This window comes from bacterium, from assembly GCA_040755755.1.
GTDB lineage: Bacteria > SZUA-182 > SZUA-182 > DTGQ01 > DTGQ01 > DTGQ01.
In genome coordinates, this window is sequence record JBFLZW010000067.1 from 42079 (window position 1) to 61827 (window position 19749).

A 19749-nucleotide genomic window follows, 5' to 3' on the forward strand; every position below is an offset into this window, starting at 1 on the left:
ACACCCCTGTAACCTTCTGGATATGTTCCTGATAAGTGTTATGGATAAAAGAGCAAGGATGAAATAGATGTCTTGTCTGAATAAAATACACCTCCTTCTTTATTCCAATGATCTTATTAAAACCTGTTAGATTTTTTAGGGATCAATAATCATACCTCCCTATTTTTTAATATCTTACTATATGAGTTTATATTTTTCTATTGCAGCATTACCAGCTTATCTTCCTTCATGTAAACAACATAGCTTTCATCTTTATTAATATTGAATTTATCTCCCACAGGCTGGCCGGATAATCCGAACGTAATCTGCCACCGGCCGCTTTCCCTTTCATATTTCTGAATAGCGACAACCTTTAATTGCTGATTAAGCATATATTGGATAAGATCATAGGATGTATAATTAGAGGATGTACCTGGCAGGCTAAATGAAACCACATTCGTCCCTCGATAAAGTTGAGTTTCGAAACGACTTCCCCAGCCGGGAAAAGAAAGCCCATCATTAACCTTGGAATAGAGCAGATATCCTTTCCCGTTTTCGATTGCAAAGTTGTCACCGCTGGGGTATCCATCATTGTCCCAGAAAGTGACTTCCCATCGGTTATCCTGATTTTTATAATACCAGAGACTGTCCAGAGTTTGAGGACTGAAAAAATCAGACACGAAATCATACGATTTGTACGATGCAGGTGCAGTGGCCGGGTAGGCTACAAAATTCAATCCAGGCACCAGATTCATCGTTTCTTCATGCCCCTGCAAAACAGTAAACCCACTGGCAAGCTCGCAGGTTTCTCCTCCCGGACCAATAACGGTTACGGTATAAATTCCAGCCGGGATCCCCCTCGGAACGTCACCATCGATCGTCATATGATCTCCGGAATAAACCAGGTTGATCAACTTTACATTCCCGATTTTTACCGTGCTGCCTTCCATGAGATTTAACCCTACCACGGTGACCGGTGTTACTTCATCGTTGACTCCCCTATTAGGTATGAGCCTGTTAATCCTTGTCGCCGGTTTTGCGAGCACTTTAAATACACCCGTCAAAGTTCTGCTGAGGGAACCCGCTGTTACCATCAGGTCATAAGTCCCCTCCGGTATGGTAGCAGGTACGATAGCTTTCAGGGTGGTTGAGTTTTGAACGATTACTGATGATAACTCTGTAGTACCGATGAAAACCTTCGCTCCCTGAGCGAAATTTTTTCCCGTAATGGTGATCTCCTGGCTTTGCCCCGTATAACTTTGGCTCGGCACAACCTGAGTGACGTCTAACTCCATAGTATACGTTATATCGACACGCCACTTGCCAGTGGTATTCGGCTTATATATCAGATTTCCGGCTGAATTTTTCACTGCCGAATCAAGAATATTGACCGTGTATCCCTGAGTGCCGGGTTTGACCTCCACTTGGTTTTGGGCATCCCAAATTCTTACCTCAAGGACACTTGAAGTCGTCGGCCCATTATCACCGGCCCAAACACCTTCCTTAAAAGCCGTATAATTAAAAATGTGCACGACGTAGATTCCCTCTTCACTCTCTACAGTTGTCCTTCCGACGCATATACCCTTATAGAAAACTCCGATTTCATCACAGGCCCTGGTTTGACCATTAATTTTCAGGATTCCACCAATATCCGTGAACATGCTGATATCCGGCAATAAGTCTGGTTTCCAATTAGATTCAACGTCAAAATGTTTCGGACCACAGGCAGAAACTGAATACGCCTGCAGCAACAGGATAGCTGCGATAATTATGAATATACCCTTGCACCGTTTAGGCATCGATTTCAAACCTCCCTCATGATTCAACCTTTAAATCGAGCTGGTTTAAACCATCTCCCTGGCATACAGCTTTCCCTGGTATTACCGGCTCAGCCCTCTTCCCGCCAACCTGAAAAATAATCGGCTCTCCCAGTTGCATCCCTTCTTTCTCCGGAGTCCCTGCATCATCCATATAAACATGAAGAATTCCATATGTTCCATCCTTCTTAACCCTGGTTTTCCCACAGACCTTCCCCTCGGTGTTATAGGCAACCACCCAGGCACCTTCATTAGGAGGATTGGTTATATGTCCCCAGAAATCAACACTCCAGGGGTTTGCTTCAGGATCGGGAATATTATCCTCTGGTTCCGGTGAGATTGGAGTGTCTTCGGGAGGAGTTACCGGCGGCCTTAACCACGGAATGGGATTGCCTCCATTATTCGTGGTCGAGGATTCCGCCAATGGTTTCCCGTATGACGAAGGGAGGGTTTTTTCCTTTGAAGCAAGAGAAATTAAAGATCCTGATCCGTATCCTGATCCGTAAATTTTTTCGCTTTTGTGCTTTGTTTGCCCTTGAGCTATCGTCGGATTCCCTGGCTGGCCATTTCCCTGCATGTCTGGATAAGTTCTATAGTTTTGTTGGTTGTTTTCCCACCAGCTTACACTTTTTTTATTTTTATCTTCCAGATCATGAGCGGCTATTTGATTTTTGGGCGGCTCAACCTTCTCATCCTCATGGTGTACTTCCGGATGAAGGATTTCGCTGGCCTCATGCATATCGGAATTTTTTTTCTTTGAAGAATCGTTCAGCAAGCCATCAATCTTGTCCAGGAGAAGGGCTGTCTCCTCATTATCCAACAAAGTACCATCCATCTCCTCGCCCTTTTCTGTTCTGTAGGATGAGCACCACATCCAGCCAAGAATAGTAATAGTACAAACGCCAAGGACCAACAGGGTTATTGATAACTTGTTCTTGCCTGGCATTTTTTCCTACTCTCCTGACTCTTATTTTACAAAGTTTTCGTAAAGAGTTTATGGTGAGGCCCCTTTTCAGAGGCCTCACCATGAAACTCAACTCTTGTGAAAGATCAGTAGTATACTTTATATCTGACCTCGTAAGAGATCATGATACAAGGCATTACCACATCACATCACACTCGTCCGTAATCCTTACCCAATATCCGAAGCCTGGACCAACATAGGTAATTTCGTTCAGCTCAGGCCGTCCAGGTTTGGCAGGATACCAAGCCTTGGATATCTTGCTTGAATCCATATTGGTGGGATCGTTCTGATAGAAGGTTCTGACGCCATCAAGCTTCGATCCGATCGACCAGAAAGCCTCACTGATCGCCGACACCTGATTATAGCAGTCAGCCTCATCTGCATCGAAAATACTGGAGAATCCTACACCATACGGCAGGTAGGTATAGGAAACTTTCTGGCCCCAATACCCAAGCAGGTTCCAACCACCGTATACGCCCACATTAACCGGCAGCCGGTAGTTGGTGCTGTCTCTCAGAGAATCTCCAAGAACAACCAGGTTAGCGTTCAGTACGGACGGGATATTGATCCAGTAGCCATATCCAACAGAGAAGTACTCTACACCACCGGTGAAGTTCAACTGGCCGGTAGTAACAGGTTCAGTCACTCTCAGCGCATCCACTCTATCTGATTTCGATGGGTTAACGGTAAATATTCTGGACCATTGCTGATACAAGGAAGGAATAACCATATCGACACTGGCAGCCTTGACCAGGGTACTTGCATCAATATCCTTCCAGGTGCCGTCAACGTTCACCTGCAATGATGTACCAGCGACTTTACCATCACCCAGGACATATCTCTTGAGAGTCGAGAAAGAAACCAGGTTCCAGCCCTTCTTCAGCGGTATCTCTTCATACTTGGTAAGATCGATATCGTGGGCTATATACTCATTATCTTTCCACTCAACATAGAAACCAGCATCGTTCTTGCATCCGTTGGTGACCAGATATTTATGGGGCGTAATGTCATCGCCAGGCTCCGCAGGAGTTTCAACAACCAGATAGATCGGCTCGCCGGATTTAAAACCATCTTCCAGGCCAGAGCCAAGCATATCGCCGTAGATATTCATCATGTATTCGCCATTCGGATCGACATAGGCTGACCCAAAACAAACACCATTTTCAGCATCATCGCCTTCTGTAAAAGTATTTGGTGCAAGTACTTGTCTTACCATATCATAGCGGTCATAGGCAGCACTATTGGGATCGACGACTGTGCCATCGACAACCTCATATCCAGTAACCCAATCGGGATGATCTTCGTCGTCATGCTGAGCTTCCAAATGCCGTGAATGCTCATAACGGAAGAGGTTATTCAGACTGTAAGCGTAGATTCTCCACTTCTCGGCATCCGTCGGATTTTCAGCAACAGCGGGTTCAACCGGATCGCCATCAGGACCGATGATTTTTCCGCGCAATATCATCGTACCAGCAGCGGTAGTTACATCGTGTCCTTCTACAGCACTGGTCAAACCGCCATCAATCTCGTGCTTTTGTGCCTCAAGATCATCCGGTCGATCTGACCAAATGGCACTCGATGCAGCGAAGTTCCAGTTCTTGTCGTAAACGCCGATCTGCCAATCATCCGGCCCCATATCCGCAGGATCAAATGCGGCACTCTCATAACCCGTTTCAACCGGCATAACATAGAGTGGAGTAGGATCAGTTTCATTGATTGGTGCATTTCCCGTATACGTAACCTTAAAAGACAAAGTGGTGGGATTTTGCTCACACTCGTGCACAATATACTCGCCAATTGTAAGATCGGCTAAAGCTGGCTCTGCACTACCTGAAGCATTACCTCGAATTTCAAAATCGAGACTTGCATCATGCTCAGCATCACTCCAGACATTCGGATCGATCGGTTCAGAATATTTTACTCTGAATGTATACTCAAACGTACCTGTCGTGCCGGCCGCAGGAGACTTGGTTTTTTGGAACGTAACCTTCAATGGAACTGGACGGGCCCCATCAGTGATTCCGGAGGATGGAATTACAATCTTGCTATCAACCCGGAGTTTTTCCTCACCCTCTGGTCTTTCGTTGGCCTCTTCATAATAATTGACATTGGGGGCTAGATTCAGAGTCAATGATGGGCGTGCACTGGTGTCCGGCATATCCACTCGTTCTTTCAACATGACATCGACAGTATCATCATCTACGATATCTATAGACGAGGTTTTGGGATTCAGTAAAGAATAACCCACTACCGATGCAACACCAACCGGCTCATCAAACCATTGATCGACAGGTTCGCTCCATACCACTCTCAGAGCCTCAATCTGTCCATTTCCAATTTCCTCTCCATCATGGATACTGCTATCAACTGTGCTGACACTTACGATCCAGGGAGTGGTCCCATCTTTGATTGTCACCAGACGCACAAATTCTTCCAATCCCATATCTTCCATATCCCGAGCCCATGCCGGGTTGTCATGTTTATCGCGGAAGCCTTCACCCTTTTCAGCTTGAATACGTACCCGGGTCTCCCCTTCAATAACTGGGATAACCTGCTCGTCTTCCTCATCGCCATAGTTTTCGCCCATCTTAACCTGGATTTGAGCTGAGTAGCCAGTCCTTGGGGTGAATTCCGCATGCCGTCCAAAAGCCAGGTCTTCATCAAATGCATTGCCGTCACGATCTACCAGGGTCAAATCATACCGTGGGAAATATACGGCTCCGCACTGGATTGGCTCACTGAAGGTAAGGGTCATCACGTGGTTCTTTACATCATCATCCAGAAGCTGTGTATTGGATGGGTTCTTGTTATATGATGCAGACACAATATACGGGCCAACCGCATCAACGGAGGCTACTCCCTTATTATCGTTCACCAGGAGCGCACCAGTTTCACCCTTGATATGGGTTGCACCGAGCGAAGAAATCGACACTTGGGGAAGACCGGCATCACTGGTATCAGTCAGCCTTGCATTAATGGTCAACCGCACGGTATCTGCCTCGTCTGGAACCGGATCTAATTCATCCTCAATCTTGGAATAACGCAAAGCATCCAGCGTACCATCGCCGTCAGAATCAAAGAGCCAGTCTGTCGCGAGGTCATCTTCTGGCAGAGCAAGCTTGTCAGCAGATGTCTTAACCAGATAATATTCAGCGTCACCCCATTCTGCAGGAGTATTGAGATCGAGATCACCACTGAATTGAATGTCGATTGTAGTGAAATTTTCACCAACACTCGTCACTCTCACTTCTTTCACTCTTAAACCGTTCATCACGCTTACTTCTCTTTCGATGATCCGGTTTCCGCTGAGGTCTCTGATCAGGCTTTGCTGATCTCTGTATATCTCATCAATATCACCGATGTCACCAACTCTTACCCCATAACCCACTGCCAATTTCTCAGGCAGAACGATTACATTGGCATTGGTCGTAGAATAGGTTGCTTTGCCGGTATATTTCACGAATTCGTGATCGGAAGAACTCTTCCATACTTCAATGCCGTCGATGGGTGCTGATTTATCCAGGGGTTCATTGAAGATCAACAGGGTCCGGTTGTTAACTTCATCCCGAAGAGCCTGCATTAAAACCGGGGCAGATCCATCAACAATACCAAAGTAAACATCGTAATCATCAGGATTTTCATCGTTGTCCACAGCCAGTGTCACCTGTTCGGCTGAACCCCAGGCATAGACATCAACATCTTCGGTGGCCGGGACTACCAGGTACCGATAACCTTCCGCATCCGCCTGACTCCAGTCATTATTGGTGGTGATGAATTTCCCATTTACATTGAGCTTGTTCATTCTCACTTCATCAAAATCAAGAGCTCCAGCAGGCATTTTCACCATGAGGACGGGTTCATCATTAACCAGCGCAACCTCAGTCGTTGCTAACATGGAAGATTGTTGTGGATCAATAGTTTGCAGAAAGGAAACATTCCCGCCAATCTCATCCAAATCAGTCACATAAGAAAGTCCGCTTTCATCTTTTACCTCAAACCGCAGATCTGAAGTCTGTGATAATGGATCGATTACCAATGAAACCGACTTGCTGAATTCGGAAGACTGAACTCTTACTTTATAGTTCTTGTCTTCAGAACCGGCCAGCTTCGATTTCATCCAGACATATACCGGCCTTTCCACATCTTCGCCAGTTTCATCCATCGTTGTGCTCTCCAAGGTATCTCCATCTGCAGAGGTAATGGTCGCTACAAAGAATTTCCGAATCTGGCTGCCAGTATCAGGCAGGAAGCTTTCATCCAAGTCAATTGCAGGAGGATTGTATTCCAGCCAGAACGACTTTGGAGCATCCATCCCTTTGATCAGGACTTCCAACTTAACAATACCTTCCCCGATTAATCCGGACTCCTCATCGCCGATCGTCTCGAGCAGAGTAAAGTTTCCTTTCACCGTACCAGCGCTGTAGGTACAGCTATTGACGGAACTGATCGGAGGAATATGGAAATCCTTATACGCGACGAATTCAGGCTCCCCGTCGCCATCCTTATCATAATACTGGTAACCTACAACGGTGATATCGGAGCCGCCTAATACTCCTGAATAGCCTGTCCCTTCATAATAAATGGTTCTGTTATCCTGTGAAATCTTATTATAGGGAGCTTGGGTCTTGTCCCCCTTTTTGTAAGCAGTGACATCTTCTTGTTTCATAGTCGGTGTAGTCGACGATGCCGCCCAGGCGCCACTTCCCGTAAAGACTACACAGGCTAGAATCAATAAAGTTGCGATAAAAGTAATTCCTTTTTTCATAGACATGTGAAAACCTCCTAACCATTACAAAAAAATACTAGGTTAACGTGTTATAACCTGGGATGACGACGATGAATTGTATTGTACGATTATCCTAACCTACCATCTCACCTCCTTATGACTTTTACTCTCTCTAGAATCTCCTAGATAATGATTCTTTCTCATCACCTCCTCTGCAAAGACAGTTATTTCAGACAATCTAAATTCTACTGAGATATATGACACTTTATCTTTTCCTGTTATGGTTTCTTTTCCGATCATTTCCAGGAATCATTTCCACGTCAGGCTAATGTCTTTATGAGTAATCAGGTATTGGTATTATAGGCAATTATTTTCATACTCGCTTATCAAGTGTGTGGTCGGTCACTGACTGCTGTACGCATAATTACATTCCTGATCCCTGCTTACTCCGATGCCATACTTACCGTAAACAGCATACTGCACTGGCATACCGCTCTCAAGGTTCCACCTATCCAAAGCCTTAACCTAAATCGCCGCCGCTTTTCCCTTCTTAACCTTGCAGTAGCTTATGCAAGTTTTGTACCTTACTTCCTTAACCTGATTTCCATTCAAGGCCTTATAAATACCACTGACCGGGAGCTTCCAGCATCTTTCCTCATTCATAAAAGTTTCCCTGCCATGTGAAAAATATTTATGTCCACCTGCACCTCTTTATACCCTGAAACTTTAAATATCATAAACATAAATAATAACAAGCTGATATACCAACCCTCCTGGTTATTCCGGATACAAATTAAACTATTTCCTAAAAACTAATATCTCCTGAGTCATAATTTTTCCGGTGGTATACTGATGCCAGAGTTTCTCTCCTATGTGAAAAAGAATTCATAGTTTAAAACTTGTTTACTTATTTCTTCTTACTTTTTAATATATTAGGGATATGTGTAAAACATTACATACCGGAGAACCCTTTTGCAAGAACTCCTGCTTTTCCCAACTCATACAGTTTGAAGAACGTCATACTCATGCTCCTTGCATTCCTCTGCTTCCCCTCCTATCCCTTTAACATCAGAATGACTCAGCGCCTCTTCCAAAACCTCCGACCAATAGGTGCGATTTGGGATTTAGGATTTGAATAGCCTCTCAGTATGGACATTCATCAAGCCAACACTCTTGAACACGCAATGTTATCAGCGCTTATTCCAAAATCTTTGGGAACTGACGAACTCATTGACCTGAAATGGAGTTCTAGGATAGACTCTCAAACTTTCTTACCTTTCGTAGTAGCGGTTTAAAGCTAAAAATACCTTTTCTCCTAGTCTCAAGAAATGAACAAGAGATAGTCTTAGCCTCTTTTCCTTTCTTTATAGACGATCCTTCCTGGAGACTACTTATGCATAATAATGTGTGTATCCTGCCTTTATCCATACTTCAATTTTTATGCCCATCCACCTGCCGTCAGGGTCAATATCATTATGATTATGATAAGGAATAACCACCGGTCACACCCCTCACCCCAGCCCTCTCCCCACAGGGGGGAGGGAGAAAAACGCAGCCTGAATTCAATCGAACATTCAGCCTTTGAGCTCGACGCCTCAAAGTCCCCCTTTTCAAGGGGGACTTTGAGGTATCTTTGTCTAATCCAGACACGAAGGAAGCTTCATATACTTATGAAAAATGCACTCAGCATCTCTGACAGTGACTTCTCCATCTGCGTTGACATCACAGCATGCAGGACAGGGACCGCTCCCCATCGAGCAGGTGAAGGCGATCAGGGCATCGCCCGGCGTGATGCGGCCATCCCCGTTCAAATCGCCATCACAGTGAGGCAGAGTCCTTACACACCCGCCCGAAGCGCTCCAGGTCCTGATCATATCTACCAGGGCTTCCACTCTCAGCGGGGAGGTGCAATCCTCCCGCTCCGAAATGATCTCAAACTTCAGATTGACCACAACTCCCGTGCTCCCCCTGACAATGCTATTATTATCCAGACTGCTGTCAAATCCTCCAATATGGATACGTCCTCCCAGATCGCTCACGGAAAAGAAATCGAGAGACCGGCTGAGCGGACCCTTCTCGTCATCGAGCCTTCCATCATCGATATAGACCAGGGAGTCGGTATCATAAACCACATCGAAGCCAAAGCTCTCAACAGCATTGGGTGCACTCTGGATTCTGACGGGGATTGTCACCTGCGAACCCGCCTTACCCACTGCATCTCCCAGATCCAGGATTCCGCTGTCATCCTCGTTACACAGGCATTCATCCCCCCCTGACTCCGGGCCATTGACGAGCATGGTATACCCGGAAGGCAGGCGGTAGGAAACCTGTACCCCGGTTAAATCCTCAACTGATTCATCCACATCGATGACCGCCTGGCCATTCCGGGATATCCCCTGCCCCAGAATCTCTCCATCCCTGATCAGAGAGACCAGAACATCATCTTCCGATGCCGGAACGATGAATTGCCCGGCGAGCTGCTTAATCGGATCCGGACCCGGATCGGGGAGCTTGATGTATACAATCTCTTTATACAACTTTGTCCAGGGGATGATAATCGTCGGATGGGGATTTTTCGTCCAGACTTCCATCGTGGGATCACCCAGGCAGTGATAAAGCTCGAATTCCCGTTGGACAGTGCTGCCGGACCAGTGATCATTGACATACAGCTTGGCGGCATTCAGTACATCGCCCAGCCGTTTGGATGTGGCCGTCACTGAAGGGGTAAGGTGAAAATCCGGCCAGATGAATTCAGTCAGGCCCCTGACCAGATCATCGTTCGGATAGGTTGGAGAATTTCTGGTGGCCGCGATAACAGCCGCGGCCCCTCCATCTCTGGTTACAAGCTGCTCGGCAAAGGACTCCGTGGTGGTAGAGGAATCCGAGTCGGTCTCATTATCAAACCAGCCTGACTGGCAGTTGATGCTGAAAATTACCGGACTCAGGCTGCCGGTATTCAAGCTGGCAAAATTGGATGTGGTAAAACTCGGATGTGCCCAGCCGCTCCTTCCGGCATGATCCCGGTGAGCCATAAGAACAGCCCCTTCATTGAGGCCGGTTACGATATCAGCGGCATTGCCGTCCCAGGGGAAGCCCGGTTTTTTCAGATCCGCCGGAATAGCGGTGCCGTCCGAATAGTACTGCGGGTTACTGCTGCTGCTGACGTATTCTCTCTGAACTGTGTAGCCCTTGCCGGTAAAGAAGCTGTATAACTCCTGAATAGTCTGGACGTAATTCCGGTCGTCCTGGCCATCGTTATTACCATCCTGAAAATATGCTCCCAGGATAACCCGCCGGTAGAAGCCTGAATTCGTTGGTGGAGTCTTTTCATAGGCGATGATCCGGTCGACAACCCTCTGTGCCTCGGTCGATGAATTGACCGGCAGCCGTCCAATGGCCAGGTCCGGGAAATACTGTCCTGCACCATTATCCATGTCAGCATAATAGAGGTCGGTAGGTGCCTGCACTGTTGATCCGGATGGAGTGTAATAATGGGTAGGGATATCCTCCGCGTCTCCCATGAGCAATACATAACTGAGGTTATGATTGTCATATATATCTCTGATATATTCCCTGATATGCGCAGCCGAAGTTCCCCCTTGTGCATCCTGGATGTCATCCAGGGTACGGACCCAGGTCCAGAATCCTTTTTCCCGCTTCCAGGCAGCCAGAGTTTCAGCCTGAGTTACGAATTCATCCGGGGTAATGATGAGCAAATCACACCGCAGGTAGAGAACAGCGCCCAATTTAGCCAGCAGTTCAGCCTTGCTTAATATACCGACTTTCGCGGAATTAGCCAGAACCATGCTGTAGGTATCCTCAAAATAGAGAGACCTTTTTTCATCCGGTATGTAGCTGTCTTCTCCGCCGGTAAAACTGATATCAAGGGTAAGATCAGGATAAAGACGAAGCTCTTTCAGGGCAGGATTATACCGGGCCGTGGTCACCTTGATGATGGCGACTTTGCAGCCGCGCAGCATGTCATAACGGATGGCAATCAAATCCTCCGGCAGGAACCTGTTCAGCCGGTAATTTATCTTATCGATAAAGGCCGGGGTTGTTTCAAAGCTTTGGGCTGTCCCGGCCTGGTCTTCCGGAATCGGCTGAAACGGGCAGACCCTGATACCAGTGATTACTTTCGGTTCCCCCTCGATAACCCTGACATTCATTTCAGCCCCGACAGGTATAGCTACAACTTTGGTAAAACCAGGCAGCGCGGGCTGACCCTCCTCCCCACTCACAAACCCTTCTTTTCCTATCAGCGATATTTTCTGATATTCCTGGTTATTTCCCGTAATCTTGGAGAAATTAACCGCAGCGAGCTGGCTTTGGATTGAGAAATTCCTGGTATTCAGCGGAGTAATGGTCTTGAACTCAAAGGACCTGGTGATCGGCAATTGAGCTGAAAGAATTTCTTCATTCAGGACAACAGATACAGGTTGTAATGCTTCCGGCGTGGTTGCCGCAGGGATGATTCTTGCTATATCGATGGACCTTAGCCCTGATAAATCAATCGGTTGTATGGCGGCTATCGAAACAGGCTGAATGGCAGCTAATAGCGATGGATCTTTGATCGTGATGAGATCACCGGCTGCTCTGATTGAAGGAGGAATCAGGAAATGAATTAAAACACTCAAACTAAAAATTGTGAGACAGGACAATACTACCGGAGAAATACAATGCCTTTTTCCCACTCTCTTCTCCACCTTTAGCATGGCTACCTCCAGAATATAAGTTTTTATTATTCAGCGTCATGCTGAATTGTAATAATAAATAATCACGCCCATTTATGATCCCCCCAGACCGGTTAAGCGACTCAGGGCCGGATAGTTATCCGCCCCGGCATATTGATTCTTAGCGCAAGCTTTTGAAGGAACTGCTTGAAGCTTAAAAACCCTTCCTTGGTTTATTGAGCAGAGAACAATAGTTTTATTCATCTCGATATTGCCATGAAAATTATAACTAACTAAAACCACCAATGTCAATAGTAATCATATGATAAAATGTTTCCCACTTCCGGGAATAAAATGATTACCTGGGGAACAACCGGGAAGTCATATTCCCCGAATTTCTGTACCCTCCCGGTCGATGAAAAAATAGGGGAGGATATTTTAAGCTTCCCATGATAAGAATCCTGGTACCATAATATACAGGAGGTATTTATCCAGCCATGAACGATCGGCTATTGTCTCATCAGAACGCTTTCACCATGATCGAGATTCTGGTCATCACTTCGATAATTGTCATCCTGGCTACTCTTGCCGGACCGGCTGTCGTCCACATGATGCCCGGAATCAGACTGAATAGTACTGCTCAGCAAATTGTAAATGATCTGCAGTTTGCCCGGATGCGCTCAATCGCGACTTCCAGGGAATTCCGGCTCAGTTTTAATACCTCAGCGGAGAGTTACCGGATTGAGGAAGGCAACAAATCAGAAGGATCGAACTGGCCGGGTGCTTTGGTTGATCTGGAGAGAAGGTTAAATGACAGTTCCAACCTGTATTATCAAAAAAATATCGATATCAGCAGCGTAACCCAGGATCCGGTTTTCAATCCAAAGGGGTTATGTTCGACAGCCTCGACAATCAAAATTCAAAACGGTGATGGGGGCAGGAAGAAGATAACCATCAACCTGGCGGGAGGGATTAAAGTCTATGATACCTGGGATTAAAGACCGCTATCCGGAGAGAACGTCCTGTTGCCTGATGGAAGAAGGGTTTACTATTATGGAATTGCTCATCGCTCTGGCCATTCTGACCATCTCGGTTCTCGGTATGGGAAATGTTATCGTGAATGCTGCCCGAAGCGGTGCCATTTCCCGGAAAACCACCATGGCCTGTAATCTTTGCCAGGCGAAAATAGAAGCGATCAAGGCATTGGGTTATAATGCCCTGTCCAACAGTCAGGAAAATAATATTGATGAGAAAGGACAGCCGGGAGGGTACTTCAGTCGCACGGTCACGACAGCCAATGGACCGATTTCTGACACCAGGCTGATAACGGTCACCGTCAGTTGGACCGACATCCTCGGTCCACATGCAGTCTCCGTGCAAACCATGATGGCAAACCAGTAACCTTGAGGTCATTTCCCCAACAGGAGATTTTATGTCTGGATGTATCGAGTATGGACTATACGGGGATAAAAGAGGCTTTACCTTTGTAGAGCTGATGATATCCATGGCTGTTTTCATGATTACTCTCCTGGCTGCTTTTGAGGTCATTACCTCGCAGAAGAAAACCTTCCAGGAGGAGCGGGAAATGATCGGATCCTCGCAGAGTGCACGGGCTTCACAGGATATTCTCCTCAGGGAGCTTCGCTCATCCGGCTACAAGGTTCTGGAGGCTGCATTTTTAAATAATCTTTCGAGCTGGATAGCGAGTGATTATCTCCCCACTTACCCCCAAACCGTCAACCTCTCTTCAGCTTCCTGCCCGATCATCACTCAAGGCAATGGTTCCGCTCCGGACATGATTACCCTTCTGATGGCTGATGCCAGAGAGACTAAACTCTTGGCCAGTGCATCCAGCAGCAGCACTACTATTACCCTTGATCCCAACAGCCCCGGCTATTCCGCAAGCTCCAAATTCAGGCCCAATGATATTATTCGCCTCGGCGACCATACCGAATTCGCGCGGGTTGTGGCTGTCTCCGGGAACACCCTGGCAATTGACACCAATCCTTCCCTGGCAGGATATCAGGGACTGGCTGCAAACTATGCTGGAGGAGCGCCTGTCAGGGAGATCAATGTCATAACCTATACCGTAATCAATGAGGAGAATGACCCCTCTCATCTTCATCATACCGCAGGACACCCCATCCTCAAGAGAAAGCATAATGAAGCTGATTACGTGGATGTAGCCGAGGATGTCGAGAATCTTCAGATCATCCCCGCCGCATTCCCGAATTATCGGCTGCAACTGATAACCCGCACCTCTGCTCAAAGTGAATATGTGGATGGTTCCTCAGATGGTTACAAGCGTACCGAATTACTGGCTGATTTTCGCCTGCGGAATTTCAGGGAAACGAGCTGCCTGCTGCCGGCAACTCCCACCCTCTCCCCCCTGGCCGGGCTTAACTCCCTGTCGCCCTGTACCATACATGTTACCTGGTCGGCGGTTACCAGGGATAATCAGAACCAAAACCTGCCTGCCGAATGCGCTGTCAGCGGATATATCGTGGCCTATGATCTTACTCCGCTAACCCGTCACTACACCGCTTACCCTCAAAATAGTACGAGTTGCGATATCGATATCGGTCCGATAAAAGATCCCAACCACCTGACATATTATGTCAGTGTCGCGGCGGTCAATAGCGCAGGGGTAGGTAATTATTCCACGGAGCGGACCATCATGGACAGCAACGCTCCGGATGCAGTCGGGAATTTAACCGCTGCCGCACAGGGCCGGGTGATTACCCTCACCTGGACCGGCAATCCGGAATGCGACGTTTCCGCCTATCGGATTTACCGGGGTACTGCCTCAGGCGGGCCGTACACCTTGATCTTCGCCGATCCCAATATCGAGAGCGGAGTTACCAGGACCTACACCTACCAGGATGCAAATCTTCCCTGCGGCACCTATTACTATGTAGTAAGAGCCTTCGATGATAAATATGAAAGTGTCAACTCCCCGCAATCTTCTGCCACGGTCACCGATACCGATCCCCCTGACGGACCGGCTGACTTCTCCTTCAGTATCGCAGGCAGTACCGTAACTTTTAACTGGTCTCTGTCAGCCGATGACCCTGTTTCCGGCCAGGGAGATAATGATGTCTGCGGATACCGGATCTATGGGCTGAGCGGGGATGCACAAACACTGATCGACAGCTCCATTCCGGCAGGTCAGACGAGCAGGAGCCTGAGTATTCAAGGGTACAGTAACTTCGGCATCAAAGCGGTGGACTCCTGCGGCCTTGCCAGCAGCCTGGTCACTCAGTCGGCTGCCTGCCAGCCTCCCCCGACGGTCACTATTGCCAGCCCAGCAGCAGGTGCTACCCTGTCCGGAAATGCCGTCATCAGCGGGACAGCATCCTCCTCCCATGCCCTGTCCTGGGTCAAAATAAAAATTGACGACGGAGCATGGAGCCAGCTCGCCGGGACCAGCACCTGGAGCTATCAATGGGATACTTCGCTGGCAGTCAATGGCACCCATACGATAACCGTGCAGACTCTCGACAGTGAAAACTGCTCCGGCAGCTCCTCGGTGGCTGTCACTGTCCTTAACTATGGCCAGGGTGCCGATACCACACCTCCTTCAATCAGCAATGTCTCGTTTACTTCATCCGGAAGGGGTTGGGTAACCATACAATGTCTGGCCACAGTCACCGATGCAACCGGTGTTGCTTCGGCCAGCTTTACCTATTCGTGCGGCGGAAGCCCGCAAGGTCCGGTTCAGATGACCCATATAGGGGGAAATATCTATCGGGGTACGTATGTCCGACAGCAAAACGATACCTGTACCGTAACCATTTCAGCTACGGATTCAGCCGCTTCGGCCAACACTGCGACCTATACCTCCAGTGATCGATAAAGGCAGGGTAAGGCAGGGTAACAATGTTACCTCAAGCTTAAGACCAGAAGGTTCAGCCGGAAAGAAAGGATTCACCCATGCTCCCACTACTTACCCGATCATATCGGGATTCCAAAGGAATAGCCCTGGTGACGGTAATGGCCTTAATGGCTGTCCTGTTCCTCCTGGGGACCGCGGTCTTGACCAATACAGCCACTGAATACAAGATCAGCCAGAATCATAAACAGAGCATCCAGGCGTTCTATGATTGTGAGGCGGGCATAGCCGAGGCCACGGCCAGGATTAAAAATAACACTGCGGTCCTGGACCAGGATGGTGATCCTAACTGGATATCGCCTGCAAATGGCATCCCCTTCCATTATCGGTATTGTGTTACCTATGATCCTAACAATCATATTTATCGAGTCATATCCGAAGGTAAAGATCCTGCTCAAGTTGCCAATAAGCGGATCATTGCCGAATTGAAGCGCTCGTTCTCATCAGGTGACGTCATTTCCCCTGTCTACTGCGGATCAGGAGAAAACAGAGGTCAGCCAAACAGGATATACGGGGACTCATCCTGTCCGAGCTGGGCGGATGACGGCAATACCAGTAACGATACCCATGCTCCCTGCGTTGTCACTCCACAGCCGTGTGTCAGCTCTTCCGACCCCCTGGACTTTGATCAGGGCCAGCTTATCACCTCAAATCCCAATAAAATGGTCTACAATACTCCTCCCCTTGATCTGCAGGCCATGGCCGATTATTACAAGACGGTTGCGGACCTGACCAGCATTCCCAATGGAAACGGCGACATCGGTGCCACCGATGATCTCAAAGTGGTTTACATCAACGGTTCGGATACTATTGCCGGGAACAGAAACGGCTATGGCATCCTGGTTGTTACCGGGGATTTGCACCTTTCAGGGCAACTCCACTGGTGTGGCCTGATTATCGTCCTCGGCAGTGTCAGGCAGACCGGAGGCGGAAGTCATGGAATTCAGCTCACCGGCGCGATTTTGACCCCGAACGATTTTGATATGCGGGGAAATCCGGATATTCAGTGGTGCGACGATGTCGTCAGGAAAGTGATGCAGGACGCCGGAAGCTCCCCCTTAAGCGTGGTAAGCTGGATCGAGGATTAACTACGGCCTTTCCGGAAAGTTCCGTCAGGGACTAGACAATCACTCATGCCGCAGGGCTTCGACCGGATCCAGGGAAGCTGCCCGATGTGCCGGGTAGAGGCCGGAAAGGATGCCGGTCAGGATGGAAACCGCCAGGGCTGCCACAATGTATTCCGGCGCAAGCAGCCTTGGCTTGTTGCTCAGAATTTGAATTATCCAGATCAGCCCGATGCCCATAAGCGTGCCGACCACACCGCCCAGGAGACTGATGGCGATCGCTTCCGACAGGAATTGAACCAGTATGTCCGACCTCTTGGCCCCAAGGGCTTTGCGAAGCCCGATTTCCCTGATCCTCTCCACCACGGACACGGTCATGATATTCATGATGCCGATGCCACCAACCACCAGGGAAACAATGGCTGCAATAGCCCCGATCCAGGATACCCCCTGCACAATCCGCTCGGCTGTTTCAATATATTGCTGCATGGTCTGGGATTCATAGGCATATTGGCCCCGATGGCGAACGTGGAGAATGTTCTTGATCTCCTCTGCCGCGGTCTTGGCCATTGAGACGTCGAGGGCTTCGGCCTGGAGATATTCTATCTCCCTGGTGTTGGTTCTGCGCTGATAGAGAGTAATCGGCACGATGACCCGGTTATTGGCATCCTGGCCGCCACCAGAGCCGATGCTGGCCAGAAAATCCCGATTTTTCTCCTTGAGAATGCCAATGACCCGATAGCTGCTTTCTCCTGCCTTGATTTCCTTTCCCAGAGGGTCTTCGCTGCCAAAGAGCTTATTCACCACCTTGGTACCAATAACACAGACATCACGCCGGTACTCGAGATCCTCCGGAATAAGGAACCTTCCCCTGGTGATGGTATCGTTATTAATCGGCTTATAATCAGGGCCACTGGCAATGAACTGAATCTTAATGTAGTTATTAGCGTATTTGGCCCAGAGGTTCCACTGATCACAAACCGGCGCCAGCCTCCTCACCTGACGGGCACTCTTCATGATGGCGGAAATATCATCAGTATCGATGCCGCTTCCCGAAACCACGGTCTTGCCCGGTTGATCGTCGGTAAAGGACCGGAAAACCCAGAGCGACTTCAGGCCAAAAGTCTGAAGCTCGTCAAAAATGATGGTCTTCCCGCTTTGAACAGCCGCACCTACCATAATGACGGCAGCCACCCCGATGACAATCCCCAAAAGCGTTAAAAAAGTCCTGAATCGATTGACCCTCAATGCCTCAAACGCGCCGAGGATGTTTTCGAGATTGTTGGCCATAGATACTCAGATACCCACTGGTGAGATAGTTTGGAGTTGCGGAAAAAGCAGGCTTAGCTCGCCACGCAGGCTTAGCTCGCCACCTGGGCAAAAAGCCCCAATAAATGGGCACAAGCCCCAACAAATTTCTTGCCGTTGCGCTTCGACCGGCCACGGATTTACTGCGTAGTGCCACGGATTTACTGCCTTGTGGACCAACGACAGTATGCGGAGTGTACCAGGAAAGTAATTGTGGCACTTTCGCCGGAGAATGTCAAGATGGGGTGTGGCAGGTCAGATGTTCCCCGTCTTTGATGTGAACATCCCCTTCACTCCTCCCCCTTAAGAGGCAATGTCATCAACTTAAGGGATGAATTAAGGTCAGGCTTTTGCTCCCTGATGGAGTTCGCACCTATAAACACTGAACCCAGGGCAGTGTTTTTCCCCCTCGCCCCTTTGGGGAGAGGGCTGGGGTGAGGGGCTTGTTTGGTTAGTAGCTTAAGTTGATGACATTGCCCCTTGAGGGGGGCGGTGGTGATGGTTATTTTCACCCTCCTCGCTGATCAAAGGGAAATGGTGAACATCTGGTGGCTGATGCAGGCCGGGACAATTCTGATTTTAGCCTCGATCGGCCGAAAAGTTGGCCGAACGGCCAAGATCTTGGCCGACAAGCAAAGCGTAAGAAAAATCAATGGATTATAGATTAAAAATTGTTTGTAACTTCATTTTCGGTCAAGATCTTGGCTGACAAACAAAACATACAAAAAATCAATGGATTATGGATCAGAAAATAGCTTGTAACTCCATTTTCGGCCAAAAAGTTGGCCGGATCCACTTCCAGGGGGTTGTTGAGCCCATAAGCAATAACAGGCTGAAAGATAAGGGGAAATAATGCTTGTATTTTTATTTTTCAATTATGGCCTCAAACTTGCATTATTATATTTCATAATAGTGAATGTAAATCATAAATTTTTCGATTTCCCCTGGATTTATGGCAAACTGACCAAGTGACTATCCGCTCGTGGAACTCATACCCATTAACACCATTGACATTGAGCTCAAGGTAGTGCTTTTCTCCCTCGCCCCTTCGGGGCGGAGGGGTGGTAGAGAGCCCCTGTGGCAGGTGAGGGGCGCTAGGGGTTATAGTAACCCCTAACTCAACAACATCATAGCATAAGGGGGTGATAGCAATAAAATAAAATATTTCCTAAGTCTGCCGGAAAGAGAAAACCTACAGGGCTGTAATCTTGAAAAATATTTTTACACCTGATCTAAACAATAAAATAGCCAAAGGTTGAGGTAAAAATAAAGTTAGCTAAGGAATAGAATTATAGGTTAAGGGCAAGAGCACAGAATTATTCTTAC

The 19749-nt window shown here is 47.9% G+C and carries 10 protein-coding genes; 5 read left to right on the forward strand and 5 right to left on the reverse strand.

Annotated elements, in window-relative coordinates; translation table 11 throughout:
• Positions 1–197: 197 nt before the first annotated feature.
• The 4 genes from AB1611_19025 to AB1611_19040 form a co-directional block, all read right to left on the reverse strand.
• On the reverse strand, positions 198–1778 hold the full coding sequence (locus AB1611_19025; protein ID MEW6381676.1) for an IPT/TIG domain-containing protein: 1581 nt from the start codon (positions 1776–1778) through the stop codon (positions 198–200).
• Positions 1779–1794: 16 nt separating this feature from the next.
• Positions 1795–2742, reverse strand: a complete 948-nt coding sequence (locus AB1611_19030) for a hypothetical protein (protein MEW6381677.1) — start codon at positions 2740–2742, stop codon at positions 1795–1797.
• 154 nt (positions 2743–2896) lie between these two features.
• A complete protein-coding gene (locus AB1611_19035) occupies positions 2897–7531 on the reverse strand; it encodes a hypothetical protein (GenBank protein ID MEW6381678.1) in 4635 nt (1544 codons plus the stop codon).
• A gap of 1592 nt (positions 7532–9123) precedes the next feature.
• On the reverse strand, positions 9124–12123 hold the full coding sequence (locus AB1611_19040) for a C25 family cysteine peptidase (protein MEW6381679.1): 3000 nt from the start codon (positions 12121–12123) through the stop codon (positions 9124–9126).
• A gap of 533 nt (positions 12124–12656) precedes the next feature.
• Between AB1611_19040 and AB1611_19045 the strand changes: the two genes are divergently transcribed.
• The 4 genes from AB1611_19045 (at position 12657) to AB1611_19060 (ending at position 17139) form a co-directional block, all read left to right on the forward strand.
• Positions 12657–13157, forward strand: a complete 501-nt coding sequence (locus AB1611_19045; protein MEW6381680.1) for a GspH/FimT family pseudopilin — start codon at positions 12657–12659, stop codon at positions 13155–13157.
• On the forward strand, positions 13141–13560 hold the full coding sequence (locus AB1611_19050) for a prepilin-type N-terminal cleavage/methylation domain-containing protein (GenBank protein ID MEW6381681.1): 420 nt from the start codon (positions 13141–13143) through the stop codon (positions 13558–13560). The genes AB1611_19045 and AB1611_19050 overlap by 17 nt, the downstream gene beginning before the upstream one ends.
• A gap of 31 nt (positions 13561–13591) precedes the next feature.
• A complete protein-coding gene (locus AB1611_19055) occupies positions 13592–16015 on the forward strand; it encodes an Ig-like domain-containing protein (GenBank protein ID MEW6381682.1) in 2424 nt (807 codons plus the stop codon).
• A gap of 77 nt (positions 16016–16092) precedes the next feature.
• Positions 16093–17139, forward strand: coding sequence for a pilus assembly PilX N-terminal domain-containing protein (locus tag AB1611_19060; GenBank protein ID MEW6381683.1), 1047 nt, complete (start codon positions 16093–16095; stop codon positions 17137–17139).
• Between the two features lie 39 nt (positions 17140–17178).
• Here the strand turns inward: AB1611_19060 and AB1611_19065 are convergent, their stop codons facing one another.
• The gene (locus AB1611_19065; protein MEW6381684.1) at positions 17179–18405 is read right to left on the reverse strand and encodes an ABC transporter permease; all 1227 of its coding nucleotides are present in this window, start codon (positions 18403–18405) and stop codon (positions 17179–17181) included.
• Between the two features lie 516 nt (positions 18406–18921).
• On the opposite strand from AB1611_19065, the gene AB1611_19070 reads away from it, so the two are divergent.
• Positions 18922–19086, forward strand: coding sequence for a hypothetical protein (locus tag AB1611_19070; protein MEW6381685.1), 165 nt, complete (start codon positions 18922–18924; stop codon positions 19084–19086).
• Positions 19087–19749: the final 663 nt, after the last annotated feature.